17 protein-coding genes are annotated in these 19643 nt (G+C 71.2%); 7 read left to right on the plus strand and 10 right to left on the minus strand.

The annotated features are described in order from the left end of the window. Positions 1 to 3: 3 nt before the first annotated feature. Positions 4 to 873, plus strand: a complete 870-nt coding sequence (locus OG912_RS35310) for a UbiA family prenyltransferase (protein WP_327712880.1) — start codon at positions 4 to 6, stop codon at positions 871 to 873. Positions 874 to 889: 16 nt separating this feature from the next. On the opposite strand, the gene OG912_RS35315 is transcribed toward OG912_RS35310, so the two are convergent. From OG912_RS35315 to OG912_RS35325, 3 genes are all read right to left on the minus strand, one after another. Then, positions 890 to 1411 carry an HAD domain-containing protein gene (locus OG912_RS35315; protein ID WP_327712882.1) on the minus strand — a complete coding sequence of 174 codons (522 nt, stop codon included), beginning with the start codon at positions 1409 to 1411 and terminating at the stop codon, positions 890 to 892. A gap of 57 nt (positions 1412 to 1468) precedes the next feature. After that, a complete protein-coding gene (locus tag OG912_RS35320; protein WP_327712883.1) occupies positions 1469 to 2203 on the minus strand; it encodes an SDR family NAD(P)-dependent oxidoreductase in 735 nt (244 codons plus the stop codon). Between the two features lie 196 nt (positions 2204 to 2399). Continuing rightward, positions 2400 to 2582, minus strand: coding sequence for a DUF6381 family protein (locus OG912_RS35325; protein ID WP_326734383.1), 183 nt, complete (start codon positions 2580 to 2582; stop codon positions 2400 to 2402). A 192-nt stretch (positions 2583 to 2774) separates the two neighbouring features. On the opposite strand from OG912_RS35325, the gene OG912_RS35330 reads away from it, so the two are divergent. Both OG912_RS35330 and OG912_RS35335 read left to right on the plus strand, forming a co-directional pair. Continuing rightward, positions 2775 to 3464, plus strand: a complete 690-nt coding sequence (locus OG912_RS35330) for a ribonuclease H family protein (RefSeq protein ID WP_327712886.1) — start codon at positions 2775 to 2777, stop codon at positions 3462 to 3464. A gap of 129 nt (positions 3465 to 3593) precedes the next feature. Continuing rightward, positions 3594 to 4328 (plus strand): CDP-alcohol phosphatidyltransferase family protein, encoded by a 735-nt coding sequence (locus OG912_RS35335; RefSeq protein WP_327712887.1) that lies wholly within the window; start codon positions 3594 to 3596, stop codon positions 4326 to 4328. Here OG912_RS35335 and OG912_RS35340 read toward each other — a convergent pair. Next, positions 4297 to 4743 (minus strand): adenylyltransferase/cytidyltransferase family protein, encoded by a 447-nt coding sequence (locus OG912_RS35340; protein WP_219568850.1) that lies wholly within the window; start codon positions 4741 to 4743, stop codon positions 4297 to 4299. The genes OG912_RS35335 and OG912_RS35340 overlap by 32 nt on opposite strands. A 214-nt stretch (positions 4744 to 4957) precedes the next feature. Here OG912_RS35340 and OG912_RS35345 point away from each other — a divergent pair, with 214 nt between their 5' ends. Genes OG912_RS35345 through OG912_RS35355 form a run of 3 tightly spaced genes read left to right on the plus strand, consistent with a single transcriptional unit; the run spans position 4958 to position 9212 of the window. Then, the gene (locus tag OG912_RS35345) at positions 4958 to 6220 is read left to right on the plus strand and encodes a glycosyltransferase (protein ID WP_327712888.1); all 1263 of its coding nucleotides are present in this window, start codon (positions 4958 to 4960) and stop codon (positions 6218 to 6220) included. After that, positions 6217 to 7971 (plus strand): lipopolysaccharide biosynthesis protein, encoded by a 1755-nt coding sequence (locus tag OG912_RS35350; RefSeq protein ID WP_327712889.1) that lies wholly within the window; start codon positions 6217 to 6219, stop codon positions 7969 to 7971. Before OG912_RS35345 ends, OG912_RS35350 begins: the two co-directional genes overlap by 4 nt. After that, complete coding sequence (locus OG912_RS35355; RefSeq protein ID WP_327712890.1) at positions 7968 to 9212, plus strand: hypothetical protein; 1245 nt, start codon at positions 7968 to 7970, stop codon at positions 9210 to 9212. Before OG912_RS35350 ends, OG912_RS35355 begins: the two co-directional genes overlap by 4 nt. Here the strand turns inward: OG912_RS35355 and OG912_RS35360 are convergent. Continuing rightward, positions 9181 to 10698, minus strand: coding sequence for a hypothetical protein (locus tag OG912_RS35360; RefSeq protein ID WP_443061054.1), 1518 nt, complete (start codon positions 10696 to 10698; stop codon positions 9181 to 9183). The two genes, OG912_RS35355 and OG912_RS35360, sit on opposite strands and share 32 nt — an antisense overlap. A gap of 113 nt (positions 10699 to 10811) precedes the next feature. Here OG912_RS35360 and OG912_RS35365 point away from each other — a divergent pair, with 113 nt between their 5' ends. Beyond that, a complete protein-coding gene (locus OG912_RS35365; protein ID WP_327712891.1) occupies positions 10812 to 11972 on the plus strand; it encodes a glycosyltransferase in 1161 nt (386 codons plus the stop codon). A 1-nt stretch (position 11973) separates the two neighbouring features. Here the strand turns inward: OG912_RS35365 and OG912_RS35370 are convergent, their stop codons facing one another. The 5 genes from OG912_RS35370 to gmd are packed head-to-tail and all read right to left on the minus strand — an operon-like array spanning position 11974 to position 19541. Next, positions 11974 to 12801, minus strand: coding sequence for a glycosyltransferase family 2 protein (locus OG912_RS35370; protein WP_327712892.1), 828 nt, complete (start codon positions 12799 to 12801; stop codon positions 11974 to 11976). Next, the gene (locus tag OG912_RS35375; RefSeq protein WP_327712893.1) at positions 12798 to 13490 is read right to left on the minus strand and encodes a hypothetical protein; all 693 of its coding nucleotides are present in this window, start codon (positions 13488 to 13490) and stop codon (positions 12798 to 12800) included. Before OG912_RS35375 ends, OG912_RS35370 begins: the two co-directional genes overlap by 4 nt. Continuing rightward, positions 13487 to 15745, minus strand: coding sequence for a LamG domain-containing protein (locus OG912_RS35380; RefSeq protein WP_327712894.1), 2259 nt, complete (start codon positions 15743 to 15745; stop codon positions 13487 to 13489). Before OG912_RS35380 ends, OG912_RS35375 begins: the two co-directional genes overlap by 4 nt. Continuing rightward, entirely contained in the window at positions 15742 to 18531 is a 2790-nt protein-coding gene (locus tag OG912_RS35385) for a LamG-like jellyroll fold domain-containing protein (protein ID WP_327712895.1), read from the minus strand. The genes OG912_RS35380 and OG912_RS35385 overlap by 4 nt, the downstream gene beginning before the upstream one ends. Beyond that, positions 18528 to 19541: a GDP-mannose 4,6-dehydratase gene (gene gmd / locus OG912_RS35390; RefSeq protein WP_327712896.1), complete on the minus strand. Its 1014-nt coding sequence runs from the start codon at positions 19539 to 19541 to the stop codon at positions 18528 to 18530. Before gmd ends, OG912_RS35385 begins: the two co-directional genes overlap by 4 nt. Positions 19542 to 19643: the final 102 nt, after the last annotated feature.

Here is a 19643-nt window from a genome sequence, read left to right on the forward strand (position 1 = left end):
GGGATGGGCACCCCGGACCCGTCGCGCACCTACGCCGCGACCGCGTGGCCGCTCCGCCGCATCTCGGGGCTGGCCCGCTCCTGCCATCCGGGGCCGGTGGTCGCGGTGACCGCGACCGCGGGCGCCCTGGGCGCGGGCGTCGGCCTCGACGCGGCCCGCTGCATCCTGCTGGTCGCCGCCGTACTGAGCGGCCAGCTCTCCGTGGGCTGGTGCAACGACGCCTTCGACGCCAGGCGGGATGCCGCCGCCGGACGCCGGGGAAAACCGGTGGCCGAGGGATCGCTGAGCCGCAGGTCGGTCTGGACGGCGGCAGGCATCGCCGCCCTGCTGTGTGTGCCGCTCTCCCTGTCCTGCGGGCTGCCGGCCGGCTTGGTGCATCTGGCGGCGGTGGCGGCAGCCTGGGCGTACAACCTGAAACTGAAGGCCACCGCCCTGTCCTGGCTTCCGTACGTCATCGGGTTCGGCACCCTGCCCGCCGTGGCCGCGCTGACCCTGCCCGGCCGCCCCGGGCCGACGTGGTGGGCGGTGACCGCGGGTGCGCTGCTGGGCCTGGCGGCCCACCTGGGCGATGTGCTGCCCGACATCGAGGAGGATCGGCGCAACGGTGTGACCGGCCTTCCGCAACGGCTGGGTGCCACCGCTACCCGGCTGCTCCTCCCGGCGCCCCTCGTGGCGGCCTCCGCGGTCCTGGCCTTCGGCCCGGCGGGACCGTCCGGTCCCTGGGGAGTGGCGACGCTTGCCGTCGCGGCACCGGCGGCGCTCGCGGGGCTCCTCCTCGCCCGGACCTGGCGCAAGGCGCCGCTTGCCGCGGCGGCCGTCGTCGCGGCGGCGGACGTGGCGCTGCTGCTGGTGCGCGGCACCGCCCCGGTGTGATCCGGGGCCGCGCCCCTCATCCCGTGCGCAGCCAGACCTCGATCTGCCGGAGGCCGGTGTCGGTGAGGCCGAGTCCGGGGTCGACGCGGTGGAGCAGGGCCCGCCCGGCGTGGTGGGCGGTCACCCAGCACCGGTCCCGCTCGGTGATCTCGTCGTCCACCCACACGAAGGCGCGCCCCGCCGCCCAGCGGACGAGCGTGCGCGTCTTCCAGTGCAGCCCTGCCCGTGCGTCCCGTTCGTCCTCGTCCGAGGGCGGGGGCCAGGCGACCACCGGGAGTTCCGGCAGTCCGAGCCGTGGCGCGAGGACCGCGTTCGCCTCGTCCGTCCATGTCGTCGCCCAGACCGGCTCGCACGGGAGCGCGGCCAGCCGGGGCCCGAGCGCCGGGTCGATCCTGTCGAGCAACGGATTCTCCCCGGCTCCCGGCGGGTGCGGTCCCGTCGGGTACGTCGGATGGCCGCCGGTACGCGGGCCGAACGGGATGAGGGGGCCGTCGACATCGAGGAAGAGCAACGGAAGGCCGCCGCCGGAACCAGTCACCGCCGCACCGTACAGCCGACAGCCAGTGGCCAGCGGTCGGTGGTCAGTGGGTAGTGGTCAGCGACCGCCCGCCACCCGCAGGATCGCCCCGGTCGCGTACGAGGCGTCGTCCGAGAGCAGCCAGGCGACGGCGCCCGCGACCTCCTCGGGCTGTCCCGGCCGGCCCAGCGGGATCCCGGCGGCGGCCTTGTCGGGACGTGCCGGGTCCGCGTGGAATCCGGTCCGGATGATGCCGGGGGCCACCGCGTTGACGCGGATACCGGCCTCCGCGACCTCTTTGGACAGACCGACGGTCATCGTGTCCACGGCCGCCTTGGCCGCGGCGTAGTGGACGTACTCGCCCGGACTGCCGAGCGTGGCCGCCGCCGACGACATGTTCACGATGGCCCCACCGCCCGACCCGCTCATGTCGCGCACGGCGCGCCGTGCACAGAGCAGGTAGCCGACGACGTTGACGTCCAGGGCGCGCCGGAGCCCGGCCGCGTCGGCATCGGCGAGCGGGCCCGTCGGGCCGCTCACTCCGGCGTTGTTGACCAGACCGGTGACCGGGCCGAGTTCCGCCGCAGCGGTGTCGAAGAGCAGATCGACCGCGGCCTCGTCGGTCGTGTCCACCTGCACCGTGACACAGCGCCTGCCCGCCTCCCGTACGACCGCGGCGACGCTTTCGGCCGCTGCCGCGTCGGAGCGGTAGCCCAGGGCGATGTCATGCCCGTCGGCCGCCAGACGGGCGCAGACGGCGGCACCGATGCCGCGGCTGCCGCCGGTGACCACGGTGACGGGATGACGGCTCATGCAAGGCCCCTCGCTTCTGTGTGCGACGACGACGTGACGTCCTCGGTGAGCATCCATCGTAAGCAGCGGTGATCGACTTCCCCTGGGCGGACCTTCGTTGCCGGGGGTGGCCGCCTGCGCGGCGTACGCACGCCGATGGGCTGCCACCCCCTCATGGAAGGGTGGCAGCCCATCGTTCGCGTGTGCGCCGCGGGTGTTACAAGGGACGGTCGCTGCCGCCCCGGACGCCCTGCTGCTCGCTCTGCTCCTGCAGCTTCCGGGCCTTCTCCTGGAGCCGACGACGCTGCTCCGGATCGCTCGTGCGCTCCGCGGCCTCGGTCATGTGCCGGGCCTTCTCGCGCATCTGCTGGGCTCGGTCGGTTTCTCCTGCAACGCTCATCGTCGCTCCTTGAACGGTAGGGAAGAGCGGGCTCTCCCAGAGAAACAGCGCTGCGTGAGCAGCGCACCCCGAACCGTTACCTACGGTGAGAGTGCCAGGTGAGGAAGGTGCGAGGGCCGGGCCCCCACGGCTGGGGCCCCCGCTGTGCGGCCGGCGTGATCCGGGCATGCGGACGCTGGCATGATCGGGGGTATGAACGAGCGCATGATCGCCGCGTGTGACGGGGCGTCGAAGGGTAATCCGGGGCCGGCCGCCTGGGCCTATGTGGTGGCCGACGCCGAGGGCAGGCCGCTGCGGTGGGAGGCCGGGCCGCTGGGCACCGCCACCAACAACGTTGCCGAGCTCACCGCTCTGCAGGAACTGCTGGAGTCACTCGATCCGGCGGTGGCGCTCGAAGTCCGGATGGACTCGCAGTACGCGATGAACGCCGTGACCAAGTGGCTGCCGGGCTGGAAGCGCAACGGCTGGAAGACCTCGGCCGGCAAACCCGTCGCCAACCGCGACCTGGTGGCCCGCATCGACTCCCTGCTGACCGGACGGGCCGTGGAGTTCGTGTACGTGCCGGCCCACCAGGTGGACGGCGACCCGCTGAACGCCCTGGCCGACCAGGCTGCCAGCGAAGTGGCGGTCGCGCAGCGCGCGGCCGGCACCTCGCAGGGCTCCGCCGATCTGCCGGTCCCCGCGCCCTCCCGCGCCACCGAAGGGCGGAAGGCAGGCGGTGGCGCGGCGAAGAAGGCGGGGAGCGCGGCCCGCGCCGGAGCGACCATCCGGGCCAAGTTCTCCGGCCGGTGCCACTGCGGAAAGCCGTACGCGGCCAAGGACATGATCGCCAAGAACGATCACGGCTGGGGCCACCCGGAGTGCCGGACCGCCACCGCCTGACGCGGGGCCCCCGGGCCGGTCGCGGTGAACCCGCCCCCTCAGGGGGATGCGCGTGCCATGATGCGGCTCCGGCAGCGAGGTTCGGGATGCCGCCGGAGCTGTGGGGAACGGCGACACGCTGGGGGGCGTATGGAAAGCACGGGCACGGTGCTGCGTGAGCTGCGCGGGGCGCAGAAGCCGGCCAAGGGGGTATCGCTCTACTCGCGGTACGTGAACCGGCCGGTCGGGCGGATCTTCGCCGCCGTCGCGTTCCGGCTGGGTATGACACCCAATCAGGTCACCCTGGTGAGCGCGGCGTTCACCTTCGCCGCCCTTGCTGCGGTGGCTCTGTCCCGTCCCACCTGGGGGCTGGCCGTCCTGGTCTACCTGGGACTGGCCGTGGGCTTCGCGCTCGACTCGGCCGACGGGCAGCTCGCCCGGCTCACCGGCCGTGGCGGGCCGGACGGCGAATGGCTGGACCATGTCGTCGACTGCGCCAAGATGATCCTGGTCCACACCGTCGTACTGATCTCGTTCCACCGCTACTTCGGCCTGCCGGCGGACGGCTGGCTGCTCCTGCCGCTCGGCTTCCTGTTCGTCGCGGTGCTCACCTTCTGCGCGGGGCTGTTGCGTGAACAGCTGGGCAAGGCGGCCACCCGCGCCGCACCGGTGGGGGCCACGGCAGCGCCCGCACCCGTCTCCCGGCTGCGGGCCGTGGCACTGCTGCCCGCCGACTACGGGGTGTTCTGCCTGGTGTTCCTGCTGCTCGGCGACGAGACGGCGTTCCGGACCGGATACGCCGTGCTCGCCGCCGTGCACGCGCTGTTCCTCGTGGCGTTCCTGGTCAAGTGGTTCAGGGAGCTGAGAGTGCTCCGGGCAGACTGACCAGTGTGTCCAGCGCCCGGCGCAGCTGGGTGCTGGACGTGTGCACGGTGTACGGGAAGTAGACGACCTCCACGCCGACTTCGGCGAAATCGCGTTCGAGGCGCTTGCCCTTCTCCGTGTCGCGCCAGTCGTCCCCCTTGAAGATGACGTCGAACCTGACCTGCTGCCACGTCTCGACCTTGTCGGGAACGGTCTCGACGAACGCGGCGTCCACGTACCGCACGCTCCGGACGATCTCCAGCCGCTCCGGCAGTGGAATGACCGGCTTGTGGCCCTTGGCGAGCGCGGCCATCTCGTCCGAGACGACCCCCGCGACCAGGTAGTCGCACTGACTGCGGGCGTGCCGCAGGATGTTGAGGTGGCCTATGTGGAACAGGTCGTAGACCCCCGGCGCGTAGCCGACCCTGTGCACCATCCGTTCTCTCCCCCCACGGTGTGAACGTGATGTCCGTGTCCCCTCGGAAGGTGTCCGGACATGGCATCCGGTCCGGTGGGATATCGGTATCGGTGTTGATCGTGCAACGACCTTACTGTGAAGACCACTTGCGCATCACGTGAACGGATAAGCTCACTTTTGGGGCTGTTCCTTGGGGGGAACACAGGTGGCTCCGGGGGAAGGCGATCGTCCGATGCCAGAATCAGAGCACCACAGACCGCTCGACGGCCGCCGCCTGCTGGTGGTCTCGACGAACTACGCGCCGGAGCTGACCGGCATAGGTCCCTACGCCGCCCAGCTCGCCGAGCACTGGGCCCGCTCCGGGGCCGACACCCATGTGCTGACCGGCATGCCGCACTACCCGTCCTGGCGGACCGAGGCGGCCTATCGAGGGGTCTGGCGGGCCGAGGAGCAGCGCTCGGGCGTCACGGTGCACCGGCGAAGACACTATGTGCCGCCCCGGCAGAGCGCCCTGCGCAGAGCCGCTTTCGAGGCGAGCGTGCTCGCGCACGGCCTCGCCGCCCCGCCCGCACTGCGGCCCGACGCGGTGTTCGCCCAGTTGCCGAGCCTCGCCGGCGGTGTCATCGGCGCCCGGCTCGCCCGCCGCCACGGCATCCCCTACGTACCCGTCGTCCAGGACCTGATGGGCGCCGCCGCCGCGCAGAGCGGCATCCGGGGCGGCGGCCGGGCGGCTGCCCTGGCGTCACGGGCCGAGCGGTACGCCCTCGGAGCCGCCACGCTGGTCGGCGTCATCCACGAGAGCTTCGTCCCCCGGGTTACCGCCTACGGGGTGGATCCGGACCGCATCCGGCTGGTCCCCAACTGGAGCCATGTCCAGGCGCCTTCGGCCGACCGTGCGACGACCAGGGCCCGCCTCGGCTGGCGCGAGGGCATCCCCGTCGTCCTGCACTCCGGCAACATGGGCCTCAAACAGGGGCTGGAGGTCCTCATCGACGCGGCGCGGCTCGCCCCCGAGATACGCGTCGTCCTGATGGGGGACGGCAATCAGCGCGACGCCCTGCTGGCCCGCGCGTCCGGCCTGCCCAACCTCGAATTCCTGCCGCCCGCCGCCGCGGACGACTTCACCGACGTCCTGGCCGCCGCAGATGTCCTCGCCGTGACCCAGCGCGCGTCCGTGCTCGACATGAGCGTGCCCTCCAAGCTCACCTCGTACTTCGTCTCGGGCCGCCCCGTCGTCGCCTCCGTGGCGGACGGGGGCGGCACCGCCCAGGAGGTGCAGCGCTCGGCCGCCGGACTCCTTGTCGCACCCGAGGACCCGGCCGCGGTACTCGCAGCGGTCCGCAAGCTCATCGAGGAACCCGCCGCAGCCGACGAACTCGGCTCCCACGGGCCCCAGTACGTGGCGCGCCACCTCGGCCGGGAAGCAGGTCTCGCCCGCTTCGACGCACTGCTCGCCGAGATTCTTCAGGACGCCGAAGGGAGAGACCGCCGATGACCCACCCGATCCGCGCCCTGGAGGACCAGGACGAACCCGCGCTGCTACGGGATCAGTTCCGCCAGCTCCTGCGCTACCGCACCCTGCTCGCGTGCGGCGTCGTCGTCGGACTGCTCGGCGCCGGCTGGCTGGCCCTGAGCGGCGAGGACACCTACACCTCCACCGGTGAGGTGTCCGTACGCTCCGCCACATCGGACCCCTTCGCCGCAGGCGCCTCGGCGGACAAGGGCATCAACATCGGCTCCGAGCGCCAGACCGCGGTCAGCGACGCCGTGGGCACCGTGGCCGTCGGCTCGCTGGCCAAGTCCGGCGACGCCGTCGAGGTGGGGACGCTGCTCTCCGGCCTCCAGGTCACCAACCCGCCGAACACGCTGGTGCTCAGGTTCTCCTACACCAGCCGCACTCCCGAACAGGCGAGGGCCCGCGCCGAGGCACTTGCCGAGGCTTATCTGGAGATACGCCGGGAACGCACCGAGAACAGCATCGACAACATGGTCGACGGCTACCGCGCCCAGCTGAAGCCACTCACCGAACAACGCGACCGGCTGGCCGAGCAGGAAACCGGCACCGTGGGCAACGACGTCACCAGCGCACGGGCCAACCTCATCGTCTCCATATCCGAACTGAGCCAGAAGATCTCGGAGTTGCGCGCGCTCGACACGACACCCGGCTATCTGAACAAGCAGCCCGTCGTGCCCGAGAAACCCAGCGGTGCCGGGCTGCCACTGCTCCTCGGACTCGGCGGCGTCGTCGGCCTGGCACTCGGCCTGCTGCTGTCCTGGGTCCGGCTCGTCTTCGACCCCGCCGTCCGTTCCACCAGGGAACTCGTCCGCTCGCTCGGCGCCCCTCTGCTCGGCACCCTGCCCAGGGAACGAGCCGCGGCCGGAACACTGCTCGCCATCGGGCGCGCCGGCAGCAGACTGGCCGAGGAGTACCGCGCGGTGGCCTTCCGGCTCGCCTACGACCCCTCGTTCGCCGAGCGTCGCCGGCTCCTGGTCACGGCGCCCCGCGGGGACAACGCCATGGCGACCGCCGCCGCCGCCAATCTCGCCGCCGCCTTCGCCGAGATGGGGCGCGACGTCCTGCTGGTCGAGGCCGATCTGCGGGCACCGTCCCTGGCCAGGGAACTCGGCTCGGTGGGCCGCGGCGGCCGGCCCAGCTGGGCCGCCGAACGCGACGAGCGCACCTGGCCGTCGGACAGCCGCACCAACGTGGACGTGCCCGGATCAGGGGCCTTCACACTCGTCGCCGGCCGCCGTACGGACAACGTGCCGCGCGCCCTGACCTCCGCACCGGTCGGCCGCATCCTGGCCGAGGGCGGCCGGCCCGGAGCCGTCGTCATCGTGCTGGCCCCGCCCGTCCTCTCGTACGCCGACGCGGTCGCGCTCATCGACCGCGTCGAGGGCGTCGTGGTGGTCTGCGACCCGCGCGAGGTGCACCGCAGCGACCTGGAGCGCATCCGCGAGATCATCGGCGCCGCGGGCGGCTCCGTCCTCGGCACCCTGCTCCACCCCGGCTACGGACGCCTGGAGCGCAGGGCCCGCCGGAAGGCGTCCAAACGCCGGGGCCGCGGCAGGCCGTCACCCCCCTACGGCCCCGGCGGGCAGGACGGCGCGGATGCGGAAGGCCCCGAACGGACGGACGGCGCCGGGCACACCGGCGACCCCACCGAGACACTCGGCCTGCGTACGCTGGACAGTGGCAACGGGCGCGGCGGCAGCGACCACAGCAGCACCGCGGGACACAGATGAGGGCACGCACCGCGGTCGTCTGCTCGGTCGCGGACCAGGGGGTGGCCGCGCTCACCAACATCCTGGTGCTGGTGGTGGCCGCAAGACTCTCCACCGTCGCCGACTTCGCCCGCTTCTCCGCCGTCTACCTCGTCTTCACCGTGCTTCTCGGGGTGTCCGGCGCCTACACCGGACAGCCACTGGTGCTGCGCCGCGGGGCGAGTGACGAGACGCGCGGCGCCTGCCGGTCCGCGTTCGGGTTCACCCTGCTCGTCTCGGCCGTCATCGGCGGTCTGCTCGTCGTCGTCTGCGCGCTGCTGCCGGGGGAGACGGCGCGCGCCCTGACCATGCTCGGGATCGTGCTGCCGGTCGTCCTCGCGCAGGACACCGCCCGCTACGCCTTCGCCACGCTGCACGCGCAGCATCTGGCGCTGGCCGCTGACACGCTCCGACTGGCGTGTGTGCTCGGGGCGCTGGCCGGACAGCCGCATGGCGCCCCGGCGGCCCGGCTGGTCGTCGTCTGGGGCCTCTCCGCGCTGCCCGCACTCCTGCTCTCGGTGACGGCGCTGCACCGCAGGACGGCCGGCACCCCGGTGCTGCTGAAGCCCCTGTTCAGGAAGGGGCACCTCGGCCGGCGGTTCGTCGTCGAGTTCGGTGTGGGAAACGCGACCAGCCAGCTCTCCGTGCTCGGGCTCGGCACGGTCGGGAGCCCCCTCCTCGTCGGCGCCCTGCGCGGCGCCACCACCCTCTTCGGCCCGTTGAACGTGCTGTTCACCTCGGCCACGGGCTTCGGCCCCCCGCTGATCGGACGGCTCACCACCGAACGGCTCAGGGTGCGGGCCACCGCCGCACTGGCCGCCGTCCTGGCGCTGACCGCGGCCGGCTGGGCCACCGTCCTCGCTCTGCTCCCCGGCTCGGTCGGCCGGCATCTGCTCGGTGACACCTGGCCGACGGCGGCGGCACTGCTTCCGGCGACCGGCAGTCAGTACGCCGCGATGGCCGTCGGCACCTGCGGACTGCTGGCGCTCAGACTCCTCGACCCACGCACCACGCTCTCCATCCAGGTGGTCTTCTCCCTCGCCGCGGTCGCCTTCCTCACCGGCGGTTACCTCCTCGGCGGAGTGATGGGCGCCGCCTGGGGCCTGTGTCTGGGGTCCGTCTGCAAGGCGGTGGCCACCTGGACCCGGGTGGCCCGGCTGGCCCGCCGGGGCGAGCCCGGCCTCGCCCCGTTCAGCGCGACCGCCGCCGGCTCCGGTCCGTGAAACTCGTGACCAGCGCCAGGCACAGCGCAGCGATGGCCAGCTTTCCGACGGCCTGGAGCAGCGGGCCACGCAGCAGGATGAAGGTGTATCCCGCGATCAGCGGCGCCGTGATCGCCAGGACACTGCCGGGCCCCGGACCGTCGCGCGACACCGCGCGCGCGTACCTGCGGTCGGTGCGCGCGGCGGCGTAACCGATCAGGGCGAGACCACCGACCATGCCCGGCGCCCCGAAGTCCACCCAGAGCTCGGTCCACAGCGGCGCGGAGAGGTTGGTCATGTTCATCCCCATCCACTGCCCGACGCGCACGCCGGTGTCCTCCGGCTTGCCGCTCCACGCCGCCCGCGGCACGAAGAAGAAGGCGGAACCCGCCAGTTGACGGCCGTACGTATGGCCGCGGGTATCGACCCAGGAGATGGTGTTGGCGAACATCACCGTCTGGTCGTAGTCCTTGGTGGCCAGCGGCTCGAACACCGACGAGGACTGCACCGGACGGTACCCGGTGTCGTCGTAGCGGAACCGGTCCGCGTACGGGAACAGCACCAGGGCGCCGATCACCCCCATGGCCAGCACCGAGCGGTACATCGCCGCGCTGCTGGGGAACGCCGTGAACAGCAGCGAGACCAGCACCGTCAGGAACCAGTAACGGGCATTGGATATCGGGTTGTTCACGACCAGGTTGACCGCTGCCAGCGCGATCCACACCAGGACGGTGGACGGCGAGCGCCGCGCCCGGCGCGAGGTCACCAGCCGTCGCGTGTAGAAGAGCAGCGCCAGCAGGGCTGGCACTGTACCGAAACCCTTCAGGAACGCCGAGCCCACATTGGACTCCCCGGAGGTGACCCCGCTCTCCGCGACGGAGGCGCTGATCTCCTGCCTGCTGGAGAAGAACACGGCGGGGCCGCCGAGCTTCATCACGTAGTAGCCGCTCGCCACGAACGCCAGCAGCACCAGCAGCCGCAACCGGACCGGATGCGCCGTGGCGGACCGGCCGCCGCCTCCACGGGCCGTGGTGCGCCGCCGCAACGGGCGCCTGGACGCCAGCAGCGCCCCCAGGTCGAAGGCCGCGCACCCCACCAGGATCAGGGCGATCGCGGTGACCAGATCGGAGCGCGGTCCGACCATGGGCGTCGGCGTCTGTCCGATGACCACCTGGGCGAACGGCGCCACGCCCATCGCGATGTACACGAACATCCAGAAGACGCCCTGCAGCAGCCGCCGCCGCGTGGACAGGACCATGGTGGCCAGCCGGGCCCCGGCGTAGCACGTCAGCACCAGCTGCAGCCAGTACGCCGTGTCCCGGGAACCGGTCCCGGGCTGGGCGGCGATCAGCGCGGGCAGGAAGCAGACCAGCCCCAGGATGAGCGGCAAGGCCATCGCCCGCGACAGCATCGCCCAGGACATCGGCTTGGCGGGCGGCTCGACGGAAGGGCGCGGGCCGCCGTCCCGTACCGGCGCGGACGGCGGTGCCCCGTGCACGGACGTCATTGTTCCCCCGTTCCGTGAGCCTGTGACCCTCTGAACACCTTAACGAATCAACCCACTTGAGGTGATGTGATGACTAGGCTGTGAACAGCCGGCCGAGGTCGAGGGGAACCCTGGTGAAGATCCTGCACATCGTCACACTGCACACCCCGGACCACGCCTTCGGCGGTCCGACCCGAGTGGCGCTGAACCTGTCGAAGGTCCAGCGCGCCGGGGGCGACGACGCCCGGATCATGGCCCTGGGCGACGGCTTCGAGGGCCCGCTGCCCGGCGAGGTGGAGGGGGTGCCCGTCCACCTCTTCCAGGCCCGCCACCTGCTGCCGATGTTCGAGGTCAGCGGAATCACCTCCGGAGCCCTTCTGATGTCGGCGCGCCGCATGATGCGCGGCGCCGACCTCGTCCACGTACACCTGATGCGCGACCTGGTGACGCTGCCCGCCGCACTGCTCGCCCTGGCCACCCGTACCCCGCTCGTCGTCCAGACCCACGGCATGGTGGATCCCACCGAGAAGCGCGTGGCACAACTGACCGACCTGCTGGGGGTACGGAAGGTCCTGCGCGGCGCCGACGCGGTGCTCCACCTGACCGAGGCCGAACGGATCGATGTGAACGCCGTCGCGGCCCCCGCCGCCCTCACCCGGACGGTGCGCCTGGTCAACGGCGTGCGCCCGCAGGAGCTGAAGCCCGCCCGCGACCCCGCCCGTCCGCCGGTGGTGCTGTTCCTCGCCCGGGTCCAGGAGCGCAAGCGGCCGGAGGACTTCGTGGCCGCGATGCCGGCCGTCCTGGCGAAGCACCCGGATGCCCGGTTCGTGCTGGCCGGCCCGGATACCGGCGCCCTCCCCGCCACACTCGAACTGGCCCGCAGGCTCGGCGTGCTGGACTCGCTGGACCAGGTCGGACCGCTCGGCCACGAGGCGGTGCTGGATGCCGGACGGCAGGCCGATGTGTACGTTCTGCCGTCGATCGAGGAACCCCTGGGCGTCTCGGTCCTCGAAGCGATGTCCGTCGGCACCCCCGTGGTCATCACCCGCACCTGCGGCCTCGGCCCCGACGTGGCGCGGGCCGGGGCCGGCCGGGTGATCGACAGCCGGGTGGGTGAGGACGAGGCCAATGCGCAGAAGGTCGCGCAGGCCGTCCTGGAGCTTCTGGAGCCCGAGGCCAACGCGGAGGCGGGGCGGGCCGCCTGGGAGCTGGTCAACGAGCACTTCACCATCGACGTCGTGACCGGGACGCTCCGGCGGACCTACGAGGACGTGGTCCGCCGGAAGCGCCGATGACTCAAGCAGCAGGTGTCTCACGCGACTTGAGAGCGATCTGCCACCGGTAGAAACTCATCGCCAGGGCGAAGTCGAGACCCGCCCGCCCGTCCAGGAAGCCCCGCCGGTACACGTACATGTACGCGAAGGACACCAGCGGTTTGAACGGTGCCTTGTGGAACAGCTGCCCCTGCCGGGACTTGACCCGGCGTACCTGCTCCTTCACATCGGGATGGTGCTCCAGCCACGCCTCCCAGTCCGAGTACCGGTTGTGGCGCTCGAACCAGGCGGTCACCGGGTCGAGGTCCTGGTGCTCGATCGGGTTGCGGAGCGATCCCGCACTCTCCGCCACCGGCTGGTAGTGGCCCTCCACCTCGCCGATGCCGGGCGCGGCGAGATCGCCCACCTCGGGGTAGTGACTGCGGGTGCGGTCGGTCAGCGAGCGCTTGCGGATGGTGTATCCGTGCCGCAACCGCCTTCCCGAGAACCAGTAGCCCAGCGGGATGTCGTACGCCGCCGGCCTGGGCGCGGCCGGATCGGCGAAGACCTGCCGCAGCTCCGCCAGCAGCCCCGGGCTCAGCCGTTCGTCCCCGTCGAGCAGCAGGATCCAGTCCAGGTCCGTACGGACATGGTCCAGGCACCACTGCTTCTTCCTGGGGTGTCCGCCGTCCCAGGTGTACATGACGACCTCGGCCCCGCACTCCGCGGCGATCTTCGCCGTGTCGTCGGTGCTGTGCGAGTCGACGACGACGACCGCCTCGAAGTGGCCGAGGACCGACTTCACCGCCTCGGCGATGTTGAGACCCTCGTTCTTCGTGGGGATCGCCACGGCTATGGGCAGCTTGTTCATCCGTTGTCTCCTTCGGGCAGCCAGGCGTAGCAGCCTGTGGAGGTGAAGGCGCGGGCCGCCTGCGGGATCGTGATCGCGGTCCGCTTCCCGTCGTCGGAGGAGCCCGACGCCAGGTCCTTCCCGTTCGCCCCGGTGATCTGCCAGCTGCAGGTCCTGGTGGGGGTGACGTCGCGGTAGCGCCCCGCACGGAGCTGCTTGTCCTCGTACGTGCCGTCGGGGTAGCCGGCGGACGCCCGCTCCACCAGGTCCTCGTGCTGCACGCACAGGTGCTCGACGGCGGGCTTCGCGTCGGTGATCTCACCGGTGACGATCGCGCCGACGGCGGTGTCCCGGTCCACCTTGACGAGATAGGTGAGCCGGTCGCAGGTCTCCTGTCCGGTCTGGAGCACGGCAGCGGGGTCCATGCCCTTGGGGACCCGGTCGGCGAGGTACTCCTTCTGCTTCTTCGAGAACGTGCCGGTGGCCGGGGTCAGTTCGTCGCTCGGGATCTTTGGTGGCTCACTGGTGGGGGAGGCCTTCGGGTCGGCGGGGGCCGGACTCCCGGGTCCGGCCCCCGCCGGCCCCGACGAGGCAGCGGGACCGGCGACCGCCGCCTGCTCCTTGCCTCCGTCGGAGGAGGACGAGCCGCAGGCGGCCAGCGCCGCCGTCATGACGACGACAGCGGCGCCGGCCAGGAACGGATACCTCATCCACCTGTCCTCAGCGCATAGTGGGCGGCGACCTTCGAGCTGCTCAGCACGGTCGGGTATACCGCCGTCTCGTCGATCTGCCCGGCGAAGAAGTTGCTGGTCGGACGGTTCGGCCAGCCGGACAGATTGTCCCCGCCGACCCGCCAGTAGCCCTGGTAGTTCCTGTTGCCGTTGTACAGCGGGTTGGTGGCGCGGAGCTGCCCGTCGACGTACAGCGCCATGCCTCCGGAGCCCTGAGTGGCCACCACATGGTGCCAGGCCCCGTCGTTGTACGCGGCGGAAGTGGCCACCGCCCGGTAGCCGCCGCTGTAGATCCCGAACGCCAGACGTCCGTCATTGCGCATGTAGACGCTCTTGTCGTGCTGGACGCTGTCCTCCATGGTCAGATTGCCGAACCCGAGGATGTTTCCTCCTCGGGTGGTCGTCGTCTTGATCCACGTCTCCACCGAGAACGTGGCCGGGGAGGCGCTCGGCCTGTTGCCGTACGCGTACTCGTCCGTGCCGTTGAAACCGATGGCGGTCGACGGACCGGCGATCGCAGCAGGCGTCTGCCGGTAGGAGGGCGCGTTGCGCAGGAAGGCGTTGTTCAGATTGCCCGAGGCGTCGGCGGCGAACGTCGAGGTGGCCTCGTCGTACCGCCAGTACAGCGACGCGCCGTCGGCGATCACCCTGGCGGGATACGCCTCTGCCGCGGACGCCACGACCGCCGTCACCGCAGGCGACTTGGCGCTGGTGTTGGTGCCGTCGCTCGCGCTGATCCGGTAGGTGTGCGTCTCACCCGGTGCCACGTCCGGGTCCGTCCACGTGAGTTGCGGACGGTTCCAGAACACCGAGAAGCCCGTGGTCGTGTGGACCGGGGTGCTCGCACCGTCCTTGTAGATCCGGTAGGTCAGTGTCCCGTCGTCGGTGTCGAAACTGGTCTGCCAGTTCACGTCCACCTCGCCCGTACGGACCGTGGAGACACTGGCATTGGGTACCCAGGGAGCCCCCGTGTCCGGGCCGTCGGCGAACCGTGTCAGCCCCTGCTGGCCGGCGCCGTTGACGGTGGTGAACTCGCCGCCCACCCACAGGTAGTGGTGACCGCCCTTGTCCGTCTGCGCCATCACGCGCGGACCGACCGGCTCGCCGATGCCGTCATTGGTGTCCGGGAACCACGGCAGCAGCTGCGGGTCGTCGACCGACTGGGCCAGCAGATGCTTGCGCGGCTGGTCGGGGAATTCGCCCATGGACGCGCAGTTATGGGCGTGACTGCCGCTGTACAGAACGCCGTTGTGCACCAGAAGTGCCTGCGTGGCGCCGAGGCAGGTGTCGCGCCAGACCTGGGAGAAGGTGGCCAGGTCGAGCGCGATCCGGCCGTCGAAGACACCACCCCCCGTGCCCTCGTTGGCGGTGTAGAACTGGGTGGCGTCCGAGGTCAGGTCCTGCACCGTCGAGGTGTTCGGAATGAACCCCGGATAGCTCTTGTCCAGGGCGCCCGTGGTGGCGTCCACCACGGCCAGCGCGTGCGAGTTGGTCCCGTTGACGGTGAAGAAGTCGCCGCCGATCACCACGTGCTGACCGTCGGGCGTGACCTCCACGGCCCGGCCGACCTCGTCCGTGTTCGCGGTGAACGGCTTGAGCTGGGCCCCCGTGGTCACGGCGGCGAACTTGTTCCGGGTCTGCCCCGCGACGCTGTTGAAGTCACCACCGAGATACACCGTGTCGTCGGTGACGGCGAGCGCCCGCACGGTCGCCGAGACGGCGACCTTGAAGTCGTTGCGCGGGGTGCACGTGGCCGTGTCGACGGCCGCGATGTTACTCACCCCGACCCCGTTGACCGCCCCGAACTGACCGCCTGCGTAAAGGGTGTCGCCGTCCGGGGAAAGCACGAGGGACCGCACGGTCGCGGTTCCGGAGGAGAGCGTGAACGACAGGCTGCAGCCGGTCGGCGCGCCGGTCGCGGCGTCGAACGCGGCGAAGTTCACCGCCGGCTGCTCGGAGGTACCGGCCGCCGCGTCGGGCGGCCGTACGGTGGAGAAGGTGCCGCCCGCGTAGACCACTCCGTCGGCCGACGCGGCCATCGACCAGACGATGCCGTTGGTCTGCCAGGTGGACAGGTCGTCCGCGGTGATCGACACCGGCGGGGTGAGCGCCGCTGCCGGGGAGCCCCCGGCAGCGGCAGCGCTCAGGGCCCCGGCGAGCAGGCAGAGCGCGGCGGCCGCGGCACGCGTCCGGCCGCGTGCGCCGGGTCTGCGCACCGTACTTTCGTTCATCATTCAGCTCCGAAGGTGAGAACGAGCTGCGGCCGGTAGGCCGCGGTTGCGACCTCGCTCGACCAGATGCGGAGACTGTCCGTCCCGCTGCCGGTCAGGGCGAGTGAGTAGGCGGAGCCCAGGGCCCCGCCCAGTGCCGGCGCATTCAGCTCCACCGAGTAGTCGGTGGAGACGGCGGTTGCGCCGGAGATGGTCCCCAGTGCTGTCGCGGCGAGCGACGGCCGGGTGTCGTAGGTGACCGCCGACTCGGTCCACGCGCCGGTGACCGGCACGAGTGTGTGGGGTTCGGCCGAACCCGCCGTGGAGTCCGACGAGGTACGGAAGGCGAGGCGGGCGCTCTTGAGTTCCTGGCCGGCCGGGGCGGCGGGCAGGGCGAAGCGGAGGTAGCCGAGATACGGCGTGGTGCCCCGGGAGGCGAGCTGGTTGTCGTTGTAGGTGGTGTTCGCCGCGACACCGTTGACGTAGGCGTCCTCCGTGGGCGTCAGGGTGACCGTGGTGTCGCCGGGATGGGACGGGGTGTCCGCCAGGTTGTGGTGCGCGGCCACCTGGGCGGCGGTCAGCGCCGAGGGGTAGACGGCCGTCTCGTCGACCTGTCCCGCGAAGTAGGTGCTGGTCGGACGGTTCGGCCAGGCGGTGGACATGGCGTCCCCGCCGACCCGCCAGTAGCCGTTGTACGAGCGGTTGCCGGTGGTGGCGTTGGTGCCGGCCTGCACGCCGTCCACGTACAGCCGCATGCCGGACGCGCCCTGGGTGGCGACCGCGTGGTGCCAGACGTTGTCGTTGAAGGAGGCGGCCGAGGTGATCGTCGGCCGGCTGCTGGAGCTGCCGATCTGGACGCCGAAGGCGAGACGCCCGTTGTCGGTGAGGTAGAGGATCTTGTCGGAGATCCCGCTGGTGTGCCCCTGGGCGGTGCCGATGTTGCTGCCGAACCCGACGATCCGCCCGCCGCGGGTCGTGCCGGTGCGGAACCAGGTCTCGATGGAGTACGGGGTCGGCGAGGTGTAGTGGTGCAGCCGGTCGCTGTAGACGTACTCATCGGTGCCGTTGAGGGACAGGGCCGTGGAGCCGGTCACGGCGGACGGGGTCGAGCGGTACGAGGGGGCGTTCATGTACACCCCGCCGTCGGCGTTGTCCGAGGCGTCCGCCGCGAACGCGCCGCCCGACTCGTCGTAACGCCAGTACAGATCCGCCCCGTCGGCGAGCACGCGCTCCGCGTACGGGCTCGCCGAACCTGCGGCGGTGACGGAGGCGTTGGCGGAGAGAGTGCTGGTGTTGGTGCCGTCGCTCGCCGTGATCCGGTACGCGTAACTGCGGCCCGCCACGACATCGGTGTCGGTGAACGTCAGCTGCGGCCGGCTGAAGAACAGCGAGGACCCGGTCGAGGTGTGCACCGGCGTCGATCCGCCGTTGCGGTACACCCGGTAGGTGAGCCGGCTGTCGTCCAGGTCCAGGCTCGCACGCCAGGACACGCGAACCTCGCCGGCCCGGGGCGCGGAGAGGCTGACGACGGGCGCAGAGGGCGCCCCGGTGTCCGGGGAGTCGGCGAACCGGGTCAGCGCCTGTTGCGCCACGCCGTTGACCGTGGTGAACTCGCCGCCCACCCACAGGAAGTCGCGCCCGTCGCGGGACGAGACGGTCAGCGCGCGCGGTCCCACCGGCTCGCCGATGCCGTCATTGGTGTCCGGCAGCCAGCCGAGCATCGCCGGATCGTCGACGGACTGCGCAGTCAGGTGCTTGCGGACCTGATTGGGGAAGCCGCCCATGGTGGAGCAGTCGTGGACATGGCTGCCCGCGTACAGCACTCCGCGGTAGACCCGCAGCGCCTGCGTGGCACCCTGGCAGGTGTCCCGCCAGCGCTGGTCGAACGTGGCGAGATCCATGGCGAGCCGGCCGTCGAACGAGGCCCCGCCGACCCCCTCGCCGCCCACGTACCAGCCTTGGGACACGGTGTCGGTGACGATGTCCTTGATGACGGCGGACGACGGGATGAAGGAGTCCGGGTAGGCACGGCTCAGCGCGCCCGTGCCGGCGGCGGTCACCGCGAGCGCGTGCGAGTTCGCGCCGCCCACCGTGAAGAAGTCCCCGCCGATCAGCACGCTCTGCCCGTCCGGGGTGACCTTCAGGGTCCGGCCGGGCTCGTCGGCGTCCGGATTCCAGGCCGTCAGCGCACCGGCGGCCGTCACCGCGCCGAAGAAGCGGCGGGTCTGGCCGTTGACGTCTCGGAAGTCGCCGCCCGCGTACACCGTGCCGTTCGCGGCTACGTCGAGCGCCCGCACGGTCGCTCCGAAGTTCGGCGCGAACCCCGAACGCAGCGTGCAGGTAGCGGTGTTGATCGCGACGAGGCCGTTGGCGGAGGTCCCGTTCACCGCGTTGAAGTAGCCGCCGGCGTACAGCGTGGACTTGTCGGGGGAGACCGCGAGCGCCCGCACGGTCGCGGTGCCGCTGGAGCGCGTGAAGGAGAGCGAGCAGCCGGTGGGCGCCCCGGTGGCGGCGTTGAACGCGGCGAAGTTGACGGCGGAGGTGGTGTTGCTGCCTGAGGGGGAGCCGGCCGGGCGGACGTTGCTGAAGGTGCCGCCCGCGTAGACGATCCCGTTCGCCTCGGCGAGCGACCAGACGATGCCGTTCGTCTGGTACGTGGCGAGGTTGTCGGCGGTGAAGCCGACCGGGGGAGTGAGTGCGGTGGCCGGGGGAGAGGATGCCGCGGAAGCGGTCAGGACTCCGGCTGCGAGGGAGAGGACGGCGGCGAACACACCGCTGCGGTTCCGTCTGAGGCGTCGGGGCGGGCTCATCGGTCCACCCGCACGGCTGCTCCGCTGAGCTGGTCGGTCAGCTGCCGGACATCGGCGTCGACCATGATCCGGGCCAGCTCCTGCGACTTCACGGCGGGCTTCCAGCCCAGCAGTTCCGCAGCTTTGGACGCGTCCCCGATCAGTGCGTCGACCTCGCTGGGGCGTTCGTACTTCGCGTCGTAGCGGACGTGCTCGCGCCAGTCGAGACCGGCGTGCTCGAAGGCGTACTCCAGGAACTGCCGGACGCTGACCCCTTCACCGGTCGCCACCACGTAGTCGTCCGGGGTGTCGCACTGGAGCATCCGCCACATCGCGTCGACGTACTCGGGGGCGTACCCCCAGTCGCGCACCGCGTCCAGGTTCCCCAGGTGTAGATGCGTCTGCAGTCCCGCCTTGATCCGGGCCACCCCACGGGTGATCTTCCGGGTCACGAAGGTCTCCCCCCGGCGTGGCGACTCGTGGTTGAACAGGATCCCGTTGACCGCGAACATGCCGTACGCCTCACGGTAGTTGACCGTAGCCCAGTACGAGTAGACCTTGGCGACGCTGTACGGGCTCCGAGGGTGGAAGGGGGTCTGCTCGTTCTGCGGCGGCGGGTTGGCGCCGAACATCTCCGACGACGACGCCTGGTACACCCGGGTGTCGATGCCGCTGGCGCGCACGGCCTCCAGCAGCCGGATCGTGCCGAGACCGGTGATGTCACCCGTGTACAGCGGGGCGTCGAAGGAGACCCGGACGTGCGACTGCGCGCCGAGGTTGTAGACCTCGTCGGGCCGGATGTCGCGCAGCAGGTTCACCAGTGCGACCCCGTCGGCGAGATCGGCGTGGTGCAGCACGAACGACCGGTTCTCCTCCTCCGGGCCCTGGTAGATGTGGTCGATCCGCTCGGTGTTGAAGCTCGACGAGCGGCGTATCAGACCGTGGACCGTGTATCCCTTCTGGAGCAGCAGCTCGGACAGGTAGGAACCGTCCTGTCCGGTCACGCCGGTGATGAGCGCGGTCTTCGCCACGTCTCCCCCTTCTGTGGTCGCCTGAGAGGCGGTCGGGCACACCGAAATTTCAGAGTTTGAGCGATCTGCGGTAAAACGTCACCGCGTCATACACCTGCTGGC

The organism is Streptomyces sp. NBC_00464, assembly GCF_036013915.1.
GTDB lineage: Bacteria > Actinomycetota > Actinomycetes > Streptomycetales > Streptomycetaceae > Streptomyces.

Excerpts from the sequence above, each read along its gene's own strand:
- OG912_RS35340 (WP_219568850.1), bottom strand. The coding sequence starts at position 4,743 with ATGGTGCACAGGGTCGGCTACGCGCCGGGGGTCTACGACCTGTTCCAC.
- OG912_RS35355 (WP_327712890.1), top strand. The coding sequence starts at position 7,968 with ATGAGGGCACGCACCGCGGTCGTCTGCTCGGTCGCGGACCAGGGGGTG.
- OG912_RS35360 (WP_443061054.1), bottom strand. The coding sequence starts at position 10,698 with ATGACGTCCGTGCACGGGGCACCGCCGTCCGCGCCGGTACGGGACGGC.
- OG912_RS35325 (WP_326734383.1), bottom strand. The coding sequence starts at position 2,582 with ATGAGCGTTGCAGGAGAAACCGACCGAGCCCAGCAGATGCGCGAGAAG.
- OG912_RS35385 (WP_327712895.1), bottom strand. The coding sequence starts at position 18,531 with ATGAGCCCGCCCCGACGCCTCAGACGGAACCGCAGCGGTGTGTTCGCC.
- OG912_RS35330 (WP_327712886.1), top strand. The coding sequence starts at position 2,775 with ATGAACGAGCGCATGATCGCCGCGTGTGACGGGGCGTCGAAGGGTAAT.
- OG912_RS35310 (WP_327712880.1), top strand. The coding sequence starts at position 4 with ATGGGCACCCCGGACCCGTCGCGCACCTACGCCGCGACCGCGTGGCCG.
- OG912_RS35350 (WP_327712889.1), top strand. The coding sequence starts at position 6,217 with ATGACCCACCCGATCCGCGCCCTGGAGGACCAGGACGAACCCGCGCTG.
- OG912_RS35375 (WP_327712893.1), bottom strand. The coding sequence starts at position 13,490 with ATGAGGTATCCGTTCCTGGCCGGCGCCGCTGTCGTCGTCATGACGGCG.
- OG912_RS35380 (WP_327712894.1), bottom strand. The coding sequence starts at position 15,745 with ATGATGAACGAAAGTACGGTGCGCAGACCCGGCGCACGCGGCCGGACG.
- OG912_RS35335 (WP_327712887.1), top strand. The coding sequence starts at position 3,594 with ATGGAAAGCACGGGCACGGTGCTGCGTGAGCTGCGCGGGGCGCAGAAG.
- OG912_RS35320 (WP_327712883.1), bottom strand. The coding sequence starts at position 2,203 with ATGAGCCGTCATCCCGTCACCGTGGTCACCGGCGGCAGCCGCGGCATC.
- OG912_RS35370 (WP_327712892.1), bottom strand. The coding sequence starts at position 12,801 with ATGAACAAGCTGCCCATAGCCGTGGCGATCCCCACGAAGAACGAGGGT.
- OG912_RS35345 (WP_327712888.1), top strand. The coding sequence starts at position 4,958 with ATGCCAGAATCAGAGCACCACAGACCGCTCGACGGCCGCCGCCTGCTG.